This is a genomic window from Streptomyces sp. NPDC127177 (assembly GCF_042672475.1).
Classification (GTDB): Bacteria; Actinomycetota; Actinomycetes; order Streptomycetales; family Streptomycetaceae; genus Streptomyces.
In genome coordinates this window covers 32,034-46,469 of record NZ_JBHXUW010000014.1, presented here as the reverse complement: position 1 = coordinate 46,469, position 14,436 = coordinate 32,034, and the positions used below count along the sequence as shown (strand labels likewise).

The 14,436-nt window shown below is 70.0% G+C and carries 10 protein-coding genes; 1 reads left to right on the top strand and 9 read right to left on the bottom strand.

Annotated elements, in window-relative coordinates; genetic code table 11:
• Window positions 1-321: 321 nt before the first annotated feature.
• The 8 genes from topA to ACFVJX_RS11300 form a co-directional block, all read right to left on the bottom strand.
• The gene (topA, locus tag ACFVJX_RS11335) at window positions 322-3,195 is read right to left on the bottom strand and encodes a type I DNA topoisomerase (RefSeq protein WP_384126232.1); all 2,874 of its coding nucleotides are present in this window, start codon (window positions 3,193-3,195) and stop codon (window positions 322-324) included.
• Between the two features lie 469 nt (window positions 3,196-3,664).
• Window positions 3,665-3,862 (bottom strand): hypothetical protein, encoded by a 198-nt coding sequence (locus ACFVJX_RS11330; protein ID WP_384126231.1) that lies wholly within the window; start codon window positions 3,860-3,862, stop codon window positions 3,665-3,667.
• 448 nt (window positions 3,863-4,310) lie between these two features.
• Entirely contained in the window at window positions 4,311-4,535 is a 225-nt protein-coding gene (locus tag ACFVJX_RS11325; RefSeq protein ID WP_384126230.1) for a hypothetical protein, read from the bottom strand.
• Between the two features lie 166 nt (window positions 4,536-4,701).
• Window positions 4,702-6,237, bottom strand: coding sequence for a methyltransferase (locus tag ACFVJX_RS11320; RefSeq protein ID WP_384126228.1), 1,536 nt, complete (start codon window positions 6,235-6,237; stop codon window positions 4,702-4,704).
• A 153-nt stretch (window positions 6,238-6,390) separates the two neighbouring features.
• Entirely contained in the window at window positions 6,391-7,044 is a 654-nt protein-coding gene (locus ACFVJX_RS11315) for a small secreted protein (protein WP_384126227.1), read from the bottom strand.
• A 277-nt stretch (window positions 7,045-7,321) separates the two neighbouring features.
• Window positions 7,322-9,757: a sodium-translocating pyrophosphatase gene (locus ACFVJX_RS11310; protein WP_384126226.1), complete on the bottom strand. Its 2,436-nt coding sequence runs from the start codon at window positions 9,755-9,757 to the stop codon at window positions 7,322-7,324.
• 384 nt (window positions 9,758-10,141) lie between these two features.
• Entirely contained in the window at window positions 10,142-10,615 is a 474-nt protein-coding gene (locus tag ACFVJX_RS11305) for an ATP-binding protein (protein ID WP_384126225.1), read from the bottom strand.
• Between the two features lie 476 nt (window positions 10,616-11,091).
• Window positions 11,092-11,445: an STAS domain-containing protein gene (locus tag ACFVJX_RS11300; protein WP_003967428.1), complete on the bottom strand. Its 354-nt coding sequence runs from the start codon at window positions 11,443-11,445 to the stop codon at window positions 11,092-11,094.
• A 78-nt stretch (window positions 11,446-11,523) separates the two neighbouring features.
• On the opposite strand from ACFVJX_RS11300, the gene ACFVJX_RS11295 reads away from it, so the two are divergent.
• Window positions 11,524-14,022, top strand: coding sequence for a DEAD/DEAH box helicase (locus ACFVJX_RS11295; protein ID WP_384126223.1), 2,499 nt, complete (start codon window positions 11,524-11,526; stop codon window positions 14,020-14,022).
• On the opposite strand, the gene ACFVJX_RS11290 is transcribed toward ACFVJX_RS11295, so the two are convergent.
• On the bottom strand, window positions 13,943-14,380 hold the full coding sequence (locus tag ACFVJX_RS11290) for an Rv3654c family TadE-like protein (protein WP_384126222.1): 438 nt from the start codon (window positions 14,378-14,380) through the stop codon (window positions 13,943-13,945). The genes ACFVJX_RS11295 and ACFVJX_RS11290 overlap by 80 nt on opposite strands.
• Between the last annotated feature and the right edge of the window lie 56 nt (window positions 14,381-14,436).

Below are 14,436 nucleotides of genomic sequence, written 5' to 3'. Positions count from 1 at the left end.
CCCGAATTCCCGCCCCGCCCGAGCCCACTCCCACCCACGCATCCCACCCGCTCCCAGCCCCATCACCGTCACAGCGCACACCCGCGGCACACCCCAGCCCCGCCGGCGTTTGAGGCGCGGGGTCCGGGGCGGAGCCCCGGTTACGGGAAGGGGCGGGCAGGGGACAAGGCCCGCCGCAGGCGCCCCCGCACCCACACCCCCTCCCCCACACGGCCCACACCAAAACGCCGAACGGGCCGAAGAACCAACTCTCCGACCCGCCCGACGTTCAGAACCACCGAGAAATCCGCGATGCCCGCGATGCCCGCAAAGCCCGCGAAGTCACTCCTCCGACGAGGAAGCCGAAGAAGCCGCCTTCTTCGCCGGAGCCTTCTTGGCCGCAGTCTTCTTCGCGGCCCCCGCCCCCGCAGCCACGGTCTTCTTCGCCGCAGTCTTCTTGGCCGTAGTCGCCTTCTTGGCCGGAGCCTTCTTGGCGGCCGCCTTCTTCGCCGGGGCCTTCTTCGCAGTCTTCTTCTTGGCCGGCCCCTTGGCCCGCTTCTCCGCGAGCAGCTCGTACCCGCGCTCCGGCGTGATCTCCTCGACGCTGTCGTCGGACCGCAGCGTCGCGTTCGTCTCGCCGTCGGTGACGTACGCGCCGAAGCGCCCGTCCTTCACGACCACCGGCGCCCCGCTCACCGGGTCCGTGCCCAGTTCCTTCAGCGGCGGCTTGGCGGCGGCACGCCCGCGCTGCTTCGGCTGGGCGTAGATGGCGAGGGCCTCTTCGAGCGTGATGTCGAAGAGCTGGTCCTCGGAGGTCAGCGACCGCGAGTCCGTGCCCTTCTTCAGGTACGGGCCGTAGCGGCCGTTCTGCGCGGTGATCTCGACACCCTCGGCGTCCTCACCCACCACACGCGGCAGCGACATCAGTTTCAACGCGTCGGCCAGCGTCACCGTGTCCAGCGACATCGACTTGAACAGCGAAGCCGTCCGCGGCTTCACCGCGTTCTTGCCGGTCTTGGGGGTGCCCTCGGGCAGCACCTCGGTGACGTACGGACCGTAGCGCCCGTCCTTGGCGATGATCTGGTTCCCGCTGACCGGGTCCGCCCCGAGCTCGAAGTCGCCGCTCGGCTTGGCGAGCAGCTCCTCCGCGTACTCGACGGACAGCTCGTCGGGCGCCAGGTCCTCGGGGACGTCGGCGCGCTGGTGGCCCTCGGAGTCCTTCTCGCCGCGCTCGATGTACGGGCCGTACCGGCCGACCCGCAGCTTGATGTCGTTGCCGACGGGGAACGAGGAGATCTCCCGGGCGTCGATCGCGCCGAGGTCGGTGACGAGCTCCTTGAGCCCGCCGAGGTGGTCGCCGTCGCCGTTGCCCGCGTCGGAGGCCTTCCCGGCACCGGCCGCGTCGTCACCTTCCTGGGCACCGAAGTAGAACCGCTTCAGCCACGGCACGGACTGGGCCTCACCGCGGGCGATGCGGTCGAGGTCGTCCTCCATGCGGGCCGTGAAGTCGTAGTCCACGAGCCGGCCGAAGTGCTTCTCCAGCAGGTTGACCACGGCGAACGACAGGAACGACGGCACCAGGGCCGTGCCCTTCTTGAACACGTAGCCGCGGTCGAGGATCGTGCCGATGATCGACGCGTACGTCGACGGGCGGCCGATCTCGCGCTCTTCGAGCTCCTTGACCAGCGAGGCTTCCGTGTACCGGGCCGGCGGCTTGGTCGCGTGTCCGTCGACCGAGAGCTCGTCGGCGGAGAGCGCGTCGCCCTCGGCGACCTGCGGCAGCCTGCGCTCACGGTCGTCGAGCTCCGCGTTCGGGTCGTCGGCGCCTTCGACGTACGCCTTCATGAAGCCGTGGAAGGTGATCGTCTTGCCGGAGGCGGAGAACTCGGCGTCCCGGCCGTCGCTCGCCCGGCCACCGATCTTGACGGTGACGGAGTTGCCGACCGCGTCCTTCATCTGGGAGGCGACGGTCCGCTTCCAGATCAGCTCGTAGAGCCGGAACTGGTCACCGGTGAGGCCGGTCTCGGCAGGGGTGCGGAAGCGGTCGCCGGAGGGGCGGATCGCCTCGTGCGCCTCCTGCGCGTTCTTGACCTTGCCGGCGTACGTGCGCGGCTTGTCCGGCAGGTAGTTCGCCCCGTACAACTGCGTGACCTGGGCCCGGGCCGCGGAGATCGCGGTGTCCGAGAGCGTCGTGGAGTCGGTACGCATATAGGTGATGAAGCCGTTCTCATACAGCTTCTGCGCGACCTGCATGGTGGCCTTGGCCCCGAAGCCCAGCTTCCGGCTCGCCTCCTGCTGGAGGGTCGTCGTACGGAAGGGGGCGTACGGGGAGCGGCGGTACGGCTTCGACTCGACGGACCGCACGGCGAACGCGGAGTCTGCGAGTGCGGCGGCCAGGGCGCGGGCGTTCGTCTCGTCCAGGTGCAGCGTCTGGCCGGAGCCCGACTTGAGCTGCCCGTCCGGACCGAAGTCCCGGCCCTGGGCGATGCGGCGCCCGTCGACCGCGCTGAGGCGGGCGGTGAGCGTCGACGGGTCGGAGGCGTCACCGGTGCGGCCGGTGGCGAAGGTGCCGGTCAGGTCCCAGTACTCGGCGGAACGGAAGGCGATGCGCTCGCGCTCCCGCTCGACGACGAGGCGGGTGGCGACGGACTGGACACGTCCCGCGGAGAGCCGCGGCATGACCTTCTTCCACAGGACCGGCGAGACCTCGTAGCCGTAGAGGCGGTCGAGGATCCGGCGGGTCTCCTGGGCGTCGACCATGCGCTGGTTGAGCTCGCGCGGGTTGGCGACGGCGGCCCGGATCGCGTCCTTGGTGATCTCGTGGAAGACCATCCGGTGGACCGGGACCTTGGGCTTGAGCACTTCCTGCAGGTGCCACGCGATGGCTTCGCCCTCGCGGTCCTCATCGGTGGCGAGGAAGAGTTCGTCGGACTCGGCCAGCAGCTGCTTGAGCTTTCTGACCTGGGCCTTCTTGTCGGCATTGACGACGTAGATGGGCTGGAAGTCGTGTTCGACGTCCACGCCGAGGCGGCGCACCTCACCGGTGTACTCGTCCGGCACCTCCGCGGCACCGTTCGGGAGGTCGCGGATGTGCCCGACGCTCGCCTCGACGACGTATCCGGGGCCGAGATAGCCCTTGATCGTCTTCGCCTTGGCAGGCGACTCGACGATAACGAGTCGGCGGCCGCCCTGTGCGGTCTCGCTGGTCGGGGACAACTTCGCTCTTCTCTCCGGTCGACGCTCGGTGGGCATCCAGGCAGCGCGATTGCGCTGCCGACAGTGCTGTCGCTGCGGAGTGTGACGGTACAACCCGCCCCCGTGTCAAACGGCAAAAGCCCGCAACGGCCACTCGAACGGTAACCCGACTTCCGCCTTTCCTGCCGCCCGGCCCGCTCGGTCCGCCGTGCGCAGGGCCACTGCCTGCGGGTTTCGGAAGCGCTCAGGCCGCCCTGCGGGTGCCGGGAGCGAGGCCCCGGCGGCCCGGGCGTGTTCCTGGGCCTGCCCTGGGCGGCACGGGGGTCACGACGGGCTCGGACGCGAGTTCGAGCGCGCCCTCGGTCTCGGCGCCGGGCATGACTTCGGCCACGGCTTCGGACGCGGGTTCCCATACGAATTCCGCTACGGGTTCAGACCAGGGTTCGGATCCCGGTTCGGACCGGGTTCGGATCCCAGCTCGGATCCGGGTTCAGACGCGTGTGAGGCACCACACCCCGAGGACGAGAAAAACTACGCCGAACACAGTGGCCAGTGCGGTGGAGACGAGGGGGCTCACCCCGTGCGCCACCGGCGCACGTCGCAGCGTGCGCGCCCCCGTCCACAGCAGCAGTGCGGCACCGAACAGCGCGAATACCGTTCCGGCGAAAACCGCAGGTCCGCTCTCCATACCCGTACGCCTCTCCGTCCCCCGACGCGGGCCGGGGCGGGTGCCCGGGTCACGCCGCGCGGTACGACTCCGTGTCACGCCGTTTCGGGGGAGGTTCGCACCGCAGAACGTCCCCGGCGCAAACCCCGGGTGAACAGCAGGGCCCCACCGCCCCGGCGCGTCCCGCCCGCACTCCCGCCCTCACACCACGTCGAAGGTCGCCCACCGCCTGCTGCCGCGTTCGGACACCGTCAGGAGCAGCCACATCGAGCAGCGCGTACCCCACCACTGTCACGAGATCGGCCGCGTGGGTCATCGGCAGTACGTTCCCCGACGGCACCCATCCGACATCCGATGGGGCAGGTTCCCGCGCGGGACGTTCGCGCCGGTCCGCAGTAGCAGCAGGAGCCGTGGCAGTGGCGGTGGCAGTGGCAGCACAGAACTCGCCACGTTCGAGATCAGGAACACATCACGGAAGCGCGGCCCGAGCGCCCCAGCGCGAGGCCGACGGCGGAGCCCCCACTTCAGCGGGGAGCAGTTCCGCGGCCAGTCCGGGCAGAGCATCAACCGGAATCCGCAGACCGAGCAGCAGGCAGGCCGCGGACAGCATGAAGACGCTGATGACGAGGCCGTTCAGTACATATGACGGAGCGCGGCCGGACCAGAGCGGAACCCGGTTCCGCCAGGGTGGCACGGAAGGTCTCCAACTCCGCCTCGTCCGGCGCGCATCACCCATGGCGCACAGGGCGGTGAGGGGGTTCGGTACGACATCGCGAGTCGCAGACCGCAGAAGGCGCTCCACAGCGGGCTGACCGCGGTCCGCGTCGCGCCGAGCGACGGCTCGTCCGGTTGGATGCCGATCATCCAACCTCCCGGTCCGCCGGGGGCAACGGCTCCAGGAAGCCCTCCTCGACCAGCAGCCGGATGGCCTGAGGCGTGCGGTCGCGCAGCAGCACCGGATCCTCGTTCATCAACTGGGCGATGGCGTCGAGAATCCGTCCCGCGGGCAGCGAGCCGTCGCACACGCCCGCGAAACCGGCGCCGACCGCGTCGACCTTCGTCGCACGTCGCATACCGCGGTTCTGACGGAGCACCACGTGCTCGGGGTCCTCCGCACCCGGCAGCCCCACCTGCTCCTGCACGACCTCGGCGGCGAGGCTGAAGTGACCGGCGAGGAGTGCTGCGTCGTCCTGGTCTCGCAGATAGTCCTGACGGGCGAAGTGCGCCTCGATGGCAGGGCCGAGCGGCTGCTCCACCGCGTGCGGCCATTCCTCGACCACGATCGAGGCGTCCCCGGCGGCGGCAGCGGCGGACTTCCGCAGCGTGATCCAGCCGAAGCCGACCCCCTTGGTGCCACTGGCCTCGAACTCGTCCAGCCAGGCGTCGTACCGCGCGGCGTACTGCGCGGGGTCCGTACGGTGATCGCCGCTGTCACGCAGCCACAGCTCCGCGTACTGCGTGACGTCCTGCACCTCGCGCTGCACGATCCAGGCGTCACAGCCGCGCGGCACCCAGGAACGCAGCCGGTCCTGCCACTCCTCGTCCCCGGTGTGCTGCCAGTTGGCCAGGAAGTGGGCGTATCCGCCGTCGTTGAGCCGGTCGCCGGTCTGCTGCACCAGCGTCCGGCACAGGTCGTCGCCCGCCATGCCGCCGTCGCGGTAGGTGAGGCGGGCGCCGGGCGAGATGACGAAGGGCGGGTTGGAGACGATCAGGTCGTACGTCTCGTCGGCGACGGGCTCGTAGAGGGAACCTTCGCGCAGATCGGCCGGGGCGGCGCCGGACAGGGCCAGGGTGAGCCGGGTGAAGTCGAGGGCGCGCGGGTTGAGGTCGGTGGCGGTGACCCGGGTGGCGTGCTGCGAGGCGTGCAGCGCCTGGATGCCGGAGCCCGTACCGATGTCGAGGGCGGAGCCGACGGGCCGTCGGACGGTGATCCCGGCGAGAGTGGTGGACGCACCGCCGATGCCGAGGACGACGCCCTCCTCGCGCGAACCGATTCCGCCCGCCCCGCCGACGGCGCAGCCCAGGTCGGAGACGATGAACCAGTCCTGGCCGTCCGGACCGCTGTACGGCCGCACATCGACGGAGGCGCGCACCTCGCCGTCCGACTCGGTCAGCCAGCCGTCCGCCACGCATTCCGGCAGCGGCAGCACGGCGGCCACCCGCCCCGCCGGAACCGGACTCTGGAGCAGGAAGAGGCGCACCAGCGCGTCGAGCGGCGCGTCACCGCGGGTGGCACGCAGCGCGGGAACGGTCTCGCTGCGGGCCAGCGCGGCGTAGGCGGGCGCGCCGAGCAGGTCGAGGAGTCCGTCGGCGGTGAAGGCGGCGGCGAGCAGGGCTTCGCGGAGCCGGGTCGCATGGTCGGGTGCGGGAAGGCTGGTCTTACTCACAGGACCCATTGTGGCTGCTCCCACTGACAACGGCAGCGGCCCGCCGGCCCATCGGGGGCCGCCGGGCCGGTCGTACGCCCGCCGGTTCACGGTCGTACAGCTGCTCGTTCGGGGTGTTTCGGCGTGTTCCGGGGTGTGCGGCCGCGGCGCGGGTTCTCGCGGTTACGACTTCTCGCTGGGCGAGGCGGAGGAAGAAGCCTCCTTCGGGTCCGCCTTCGAGTCGTCCGAGGGCGAGGCCGACTTCGAGGAGCCGGCCGACGGCGATGCCGAGGCCGTCGGCTTCTGGCAGCCCTCCTGCTTGGCCATCGCGTTGCCGACGTCGCCGGACTGGAGCTTCTTCAGCGCCTGGTCACCGTTGGTGCTGATCTTGTTCAGCTGGTCCGCGATGCCCTTGAGACCGTCGGCGAACTTCGCCTGGTCCTTGGTGTTGAGGTCATCGACCTTCTTCTGCAGATCCGCGTACGCCACGGAGGAGGCGTTGAGCTCCTTCACGGCCTCCTTCTGCGTGGTCTCGCCGTCGTCGACCGGCGGCGGGCCCGCCGAGTCGACGGCCGAGCCGAGCGCCTTGTAGGCCTGGGAGATCTGCTTGAACGCGGCCGAGTCGGTCTTCTGCACGTCGACGGGCTTGCTGTTGTCGGCCGTCTGCTGCTGGATGGAGGCGTTGGCGTTCGCGATCTTCTGCAGCTGGGGCTGGACCTGGTCACAGACCTTCTTGGCCCAGTCGTTCACCTTGTTGTCGCTGTCGTCGCTGCAGCCGGACAGCGTAAGTACCAGTACCGCACCGCCGGACAGCGCGGCCGCAAGCTTCTTGTTCACCGGATCGGTCCCTTCCAAGGCTCTCGGCCCCGGAACTTACACGCCGAGCGCCCTCCATCCGGGTGCCGGGCATCCGATGAGTGACCTTTTGCAGCCATTTGCACCAAGCGAAATGAGGGAGATACAACTCACCCGCCCGGCCCCGACGCACGGGAACACCTGAACGAACATGCACTCGTCCGGACAGGCCGACGGGCGGACGCCGCATCAGAGAGCAGCGCCCGCCCGCACATTGGACCCGCCGCCTAACGGACGCGGCCTCCTTCCGGCGACCGGCTCACTGAACTGCTGCCGGGTCGGCCGGACGGGCGGAACCGCCCCCGTCCTCGCCCCCGGAGCCGCCCTCGTCCCCCACGGCGATCCCTCGCCGCTTGGAGACGTAGACCGCGCCGATGATGACCACGACCGCGAGCACGGCCACCAGCGCGCGCACCCATGGGTTCGCGTCATCGCCGTAGCTGAACTGCACCACGGCGGGCGCGATGAGCAGCGCTACCAGGTTCATCACCTTGAGCAGCGGGTTGATCGCCGGCCCGGCCGTGTCCTTGAACGGATCGCCCACCGTGTCACCGATGACGGTCGCGGCATGGGCGTCGCTCCCCTTGCCGCCGTAATGACCGTCCTCGACGAGCTTCTTGGCGTTGTCCCAGGCGCCACCGGAGTTGGCGAGGAAGACCGCCATCAGCGTCCCGGTGCCGATCGCCCCGGCAAGGTAGGAGCCGAGCGCCCCGACCCCGAAGCTGAAGCCGACCGCGATCGGCGCCAGCACCGCCAGCAAACCGGGCGTGGCCAGCTCGCGCAGCGCGTCCTTGGTGCAGATATCGACGACGCGCCCGTACTCCGGCTTCTCGCTGTAATCCATGATTCCGGGGTGCTCGCGGAACTGCCGCCGCACCTCGTAGACCACGGATCCGGCGGACCTGGACACCGCGTTGATGGCCAGGCCGGAGAAGAGGAAGACGACCGCGGCACCGAGGATCAGACCCACCAGGTTGTTGGGCTGCGAGATGTCCAGGCTCAGCCCCATCTCCCCGGCCGAGGCACCGACGTCGTCGACCGCGGTGGCGATCGCGTCACGGTAGGAGCCGAAGAGCGCCGCCGCCGCCAGGACGGCGGTGGCGATGGCGATGCCCTTGGTGATGGCCTTGGTGGTGTTGCCGACGGCGTCCAGGTCCGTGAGGACCTGAGCGCCGGCTCCGGTCACGTCACCGGACATCTCGGCGATGCCCTGGGCGTTGTCGGAGACCGGGCCGAAGGTGTCCATGGCGACGATGACGCCGACGGTGGTGAGCAGCCCGGTGCCGGCCAGCGCCACCGCGAAGAGCGCCAGCATGATCGACGTACCGCCGAGCAGGAACGCCCCGTAGACGCCGAGCCCGATCAGCAGCGCGGTGTAGACGGCCGACTCCAGACCGATGGAGATACCGGCGAGTACGACGGTGGCCGGCCCGGTCAGCGACGACTTGCCGATGTCCCTGACGGGCCGCCGGCTGGTCTCGGTGAAGTATCCCGTCAGTTGCTGGATCAGTGCGGCCAGCACGATGCCGATGGCGACGGCGACCAGGGCGAAGACCCGTGGATCCCCGCCGTGCGAGGTGATGGCGTCGTCGGCGACACCGTCCAGGTCCGCGTACGAGGACGGCAGGTAGACGAAGACCGCCACGGCCACCAGGACGAGTGAGATGACCGCCGAGATGAAGAATCCACGGTTGATGGCTGTCATCCCGCTGCGGTCGCTGCGCCGCGGGGCGACCGCGAAGACGCCGATCATCGCGGTGATCACCCCGATCGCGGGCACGATCAGCGGAAAGGCAAGCCCCGAGTCACCGAAGGCGGCCTTGCCGAGGATGAGCGCGGCGACCAACGTCACGGCGTACGACTCGAAGAGGTCGGCCGCCATGCCCGCGCAGTCCCCGACGTTGTCGCCCACGTTGTCGGCGATGGTGGCGGCATTGCGCGGGTCGTCCTCCGGGATGCCCTGCTCCACCTTGCCGACGAGGTCCGCGCCGACGTCGGCCGCCTTGGTGAAGATGCCGCCGCCGACCCTCATGAACATCGCGATCAGCGCAGCACCGAGCCCGAACCCCTCGAGCACCTTGGGCGCGTCGGCGGCGTAGCCGAGCACCACACAGGAGGCACCGAGGAGTCCGAGACCGACGGTGATCATGCCGACCACACCTCCGGTACGGAATGCGATCTTCGTCGCTCTGTGCGAAACGGCGGTGAGATCCTTTTCCGGTTCGCCTTCCGCCGGAGTCGCCTCTCGCGCCGCGGCGGCCACCCGCACATTGCTCCGTACGGCCAGACGCATCCCGATGTATCCGGTGGCCGCCGAGAAAAGCGCACCCACCAGGAAGAACACCGAACGCCCCGCACGCTGCGACCAGTTGTCGGCCGGAAGCAGGAGAAGCAGGAAGAAGACCACGACGGCGAAGATGCCTACTGTGCGCAACTGCCGGGCCAGATAGGCATTTGCGCCTTCCTGGACCGCAGCTGCGATCTCCTTCATACGATCGGTGCCCTCGCCGGCCGCCAGCACCTGGCGTGCCAGCAACTGGGCGACCAGCAGTGCCGCGACGGCGACGACCGCGATGACGATCACGATGACACGGTTGCCATCGGTGAGTACGGCTGCCGCGAGAGTGGTGGGTGGGTCGGAAAGTGCGGAAAACTGCGTCAGTTCTGCCAGTGGTGTGGTGCCGAACCCCGCCATACGTCCTCCTTGACGCTCAGCGCTCAAGACGTGGACGGATTGTAGGGAGCGGAACACGATCAAAACAGTGCGCGGTAAATGTAATTGACCTTCATCCACCGAACGACAATTGATCACGTTCGCCGACTGGACCGAATGCAGTAATGGGGCAGAAGCATTTTTCGGCAGATCACCGGTCACACAGAAATGAAAAAGGCCCTGCTCAGCAGGGCCAAGAAAAAAAGATCAGGGGCCGTCGGTCGCACCGTCGGGCGGTCGCACCGTCGGGCGGTCGCACCGTCGGGCGGTCGCGCCGCCCCGGGGCTCCGGCCCTCAGGAAGGATCGCCGCACCCTCAGAGAGGTACGGCCCCGCTCCTCAGGGAAGTACGGTCCCGTCCCGTCCCTCAGGGAAGTACGGTCGCCGGCGTCTTCGGCCAGCTCATCCGGATGACCCCACCGGCCGCGCCGGACCTGACTTCCACGTCATCGACCAGTCCGCTGATGACCGCGAGGCCCATCTCGTCCTCACCGTCACCCTCCGGATCGGGTTCCGGCTCATCCGGTCCCACGCCGGGCGTGGCGCCGCGGTGCCCGGACGCGCCGGGTACGGCCCCGTCACTGCCGGGACCCGGCACCTCATCGCCGACCTCGATGGAGAATGCCTTCTCCTCCTCGGTCAGGACGACGGTGACCGGAGCGGTGATGCCATGACTTCGGTGCAGCCCGACCGCGCGGCTGCAGGCCTCTCCCACGGCGAGCCTGACCTCGTCGAGCACTGCCTCGTCGACCCCGGCCCGGCGCGCCACGGCGGCCGCCACGAGGCGAGCCGTTCTGACGTGTTCGGGCTGGGCGCTGAAGCGGAGTTCAACGGTGGCCATGCGATCCCCCTCGAACGTACGTGTGTGCATCCCGAGGGCCGGGCGGGTGGCCCGGCTCTCCTGGCTCTTCTCTCCGGACACCGCCGACCGCCGCACCGCCCCGACATCCGACGGACACCGGTCCGACGAATACTGTCCGGCCAATGTTCCGCCACCGCCGAACGGCTGACGGCTGACGGCTGACGGCTGACGGCTGACGGCTGACGGCTGACCCGATCGCATGAGCGAGCGGGTCGGCAAAATAGATCAGCCGACGGCCGCCGACCGGGTGACGGACTGGTGGCGGTACGGCATGACGGCGGCCCGGCCGATGACGGTCCGGCTGGCGCCGGACGTCGGCCACCGGAATCACCGGCCACCGACGAACCGCCGCCATCACCCCGGCTGTCTTCCTCCGGAGCTGCCGTCGCACCGACCACGGTCGTACCCGCTGCCGCCGGACCGGCCCTGGAGCCGGTCCGACCGCGGGCCGGCCGTCAGTCGGTTGCCGCGACGGCCTCGTCGACCGTCGTGTGAATCGGGAACACCTTGGTCAGCCCGGTGATCCGGAAAATCTTGAGAATGCGTTCCTGGTTGCAGACCAGGCGCAGCGAGCCCTCATGGGCCCGAACGCGCTTCAAGCCGCCCACGAGCACGCCGAGGCCGGTGGAGTCGAGGAAGTCGACGCCTTCCATGTCGACAACCAAGTGGTAGCTGCCGTCATTCACCAACTCGACCAACTGCTCGCGCAGCTTGGGCGCGGTATACACATCAATCTCGCCACCGACCTCGACGACCGTACGGTCGCCACCAGGGCCGGACACATTGCGAGTCGACAAGGACAGGTCCACGGATCCTCCAGCACCTTGCTATCGAGCGGTCGCCCCTCGGTCTCCCCGGCGGAGCCAGGGGACGGATCGCCAGCCGCGATGGCATTCAATCACTTACCGGCTGCCATGCACGACGCCTTGGGACCATTGTCCGCCTCGCCAGTGACACACTCGGTGCCGATGGCCAAGAATCACCGCCCCAGTCGACCGCCCGAGAGCGGGGGCTCCCGCCCCTCTCCGGACCTGGTCCTCGACCGGCTCGCCGCAGGGGCGGGCCGGTCCGCGCGCATCACTCATACGGAGCACTTGCCCCCGCGTACGGGAACCCATGCCATCTGGCCCGATCGCATCCGTCCAGAAGTGGTCGCGGCAATCCAGAAGGCCGGCATCGACCACCCGTGGGCCCATCAGGCGGCCGCGGCCGAGCACGCGCTGGACGGCGAGTCGGTCGTAATCGCCACCGGTACGGCCTCCGGCAAGTCGCTGGCCTACCTCGCCCCGGTCCTCAGCGCCCTCCTGGACGGCTCCGAGGCTCCCAACGGCCGTGGAGCCACCGCCCTCTACCTCGCCCCCACCAAGGCGCTGGCGGCCGATCAGAGACGCTCGGTGAAGGAGCTGGCGACTCCGCTGGGCAACGGGATCCGCCCTGCGGTCTACGACGGCGACACCCCCGTCGAGGAACGCGAATGGGTACGCCAGTACGCCAACTACGTCCTCACCAACCCCGACATGCTGCACCGCGGGATACTTCCGTCCCACCCCCGCTGGTCCTCCTTCCTGCGCGCCCTGCGCTATGTCGTCATCGACGAGTGCCACACCTACCGCGGTGTCTTCGGCTCCCACGTCGCCCAGGTGGTGCGCCGGCTGCGCCGTCTGTGTGCCCGCTACGGCGCCGATCCCGTCTTCCTCCTGGCCTCCGCCACCGCGGCGGAGCCGTCGGCCGCTGCGGGCCGTCTGACCGGCCTCCCGGTCGTCGAGGTCGCCGACGACGCCTCCCCGCGCGGCGAGCTGGTATTCGCCCTGTGGGAGCCGCCCCTGACCGACCTGCACGGCGAGAAGGGCGCCCCCGTACGCCGTACGGCCACGGCGGAGACCGCGGACCTGCTCACCGATCTGACCGTGCAGGGCGTGCGCTCGGTCGCCTTCGTACGCTCCCGGCGGGGCGCCGAGCTCATCTCCGTCATCGCCAAGGAACGCCTCGCGGAGGTCGACCGCTCCCTGCCCGCCCGCGTCGCCGCCTACCGCGGGGGGTATCTACCCGAGGAACGGCGTGCCCTGGAGCGCGCCCTGCACTCCGGCCAACTACTCGGCCTGGCTGCCACGACCGCCCTCGAACTCGGCATCGACGTCTCCGGCCTGGACGCCGTCGTCATAGCCGGCTACCCCGGGACACGTGCCTCGCTGTGGCAGCAGGCCGGCCGCGCGGGGCGGGCGGGCCAGGGTGCCCTCGCCATCCTGGTGGCCCGCGACGACCCGCTGGACACCTTCCTGGTCCACCACCCCGAGGCACTGTTCCAGCAGCCCGTGGAGTCGACCGTCCTCGATCCTGACAACCCGTACGTCCTGGCCCCCCATCTCTGCGCCGCCGCCGCGGAGCTACCGCTCACCGAACCCGATCTGGCACTCTTCGGCCCTGCCACCGCCGAGCTCCTTCCGCAGCTGGAAACCGCCAAGCTGCTCCGCAAGCGGCCCTCCGGATGGCACTGGACCCGGCGCGAACGGGCCGCCGACCTCACCGACATCCGGGGCGAGGGCGGCCGCCCCGTCCAGATCGTCGAGGAGGGGACCGGCCGGCTGCTGGGCACCGTCGACGAGGCCGCCGCACACACCGCCGTCCACGAGGGCGCGGTCCACCTCCATCAGGGCCGCACCTACCTGGTCCGGAAACTGGACCTCGACGACTCCGCGGCCCTGGTGGAGGAAGCCAGTCCGCCGTATTCGACGACCGCACGCGACACCACCGCCATCGCCGTCCTGGAGACCGACACCGAGATCCCGTGGGGTGACGGCCGCCTCTGCTACGGCTCCGTGGAGGTCACCAACCAGGTCGTCTCCTTCCTGCGTCGCAAACTGATCACCGGCGAGGTCCTCGGCGAGACCAAACTGGACCTCCCGCCCCGCACCTTGCGCACCCGTGCCGTGTGGTGGACGGTCACCCAGGACCAGCTCGACAACGCCCGGATCAATCCGGAGATCCTGGGCGGCGCACTGCACGCGGCCGAGCACGCGTCGATCGGGATGCTGCCGCTCTTCGCCACCTGCGACCGCTGGGACATCGGCGGCGTTTCCGTGCCGCTGCATCCGGACACCCTGCTGCCGACGGTCTTCGTGTACGACGGTCACCCCGGCGGCGCCGGATTCGCCGAACGCGCCTTCCACACCGCGCGCGACTGGCTGACCGCCACCCGCCAGGCCATCGCGTCCTGCGAGTGCGACGCGGGCTGCCCGTCCTGTATCCAGTCCCCGAAGTGCGGCAACGGCAATGACCCGCTGCACAAACGCGGCGCCGTGCGGCTGCTCACGGAACTCCTCCGGTCCGCACCGCCGGAACCGCAGCAGCAGCCCGAGCCGGAGCCGGAGCCATTGAAGCCGTCGTGACAGGAGTGGTGGCCGCCGGTCCAGTCACGACGGGGGCGGTGGCCGCCGGCCCAGTCTCGACAGGGGCGGTGGCCGCCGGTCCGGCGCGGGACCTGACCTCGGGCGCGTACGGTCCGAGCCGCACCCGGGCCGCCACATCGGCGATCTCCCCCTGCACGGCGCACCGCACCACTTCCGCGCCCTGGGCACCGGCAACCTCCCGTGCGGCCCGGCAGGCGACGGCCGCGCCCTCCAGGGCCCGGTCGGCCGCTGCCAGTGCCGCCAGATCGGCCGCGCCTCCGGCCCGGTGCCGCGCCACCACCACCTGGCCGAGCGCCAGGATCACCGCGAACACCGTGCACAGCGTCGCTGTGGTCACCGCAGCCCACACGGTGGCCAGGCCCCGGTCCCGGCGCTCACGGCGCTCACGGCGTC

Coding starts and splice junctions, on each gene's coding strand:
- ACFVJX_RS11330 (WP_384126231.1), bottom strand. CDS start 3,862: ATGGAGAGCGGACCTGCGGTTTTCGCCGGAACGGTATTCGCGCTGTTC.
- ACFVJX_RS11320 (WP_384126228.1), bottom strand. CDS start 6,237: ATGGGTCCTGTGAGTAAGACCAGCCTTCCCGCACCCGACCATGCGACC.
- ACFVJX_RS11305 (WP_384126225.1), bottom strand. CDS start 10,615: ATGGCCACCGTTGAACTCCGCTTCAGCGCCCAGCCCGAACACGTCAGA.
- ACFVJX_RS11295 (WP_384126223.1), top strand. CDS start 11,524: ATGGCATTCAATCACTTACCGGCTGCCATGCACGACGCCTTGGGACCA.
- ACFVJX_RS11310 (WP_384126226.1), bottom strand. CDS start 9,757: ATGGCGGGGTTCGGCACCACACCACTGGCAGAACTGACGCAGTTTTCC.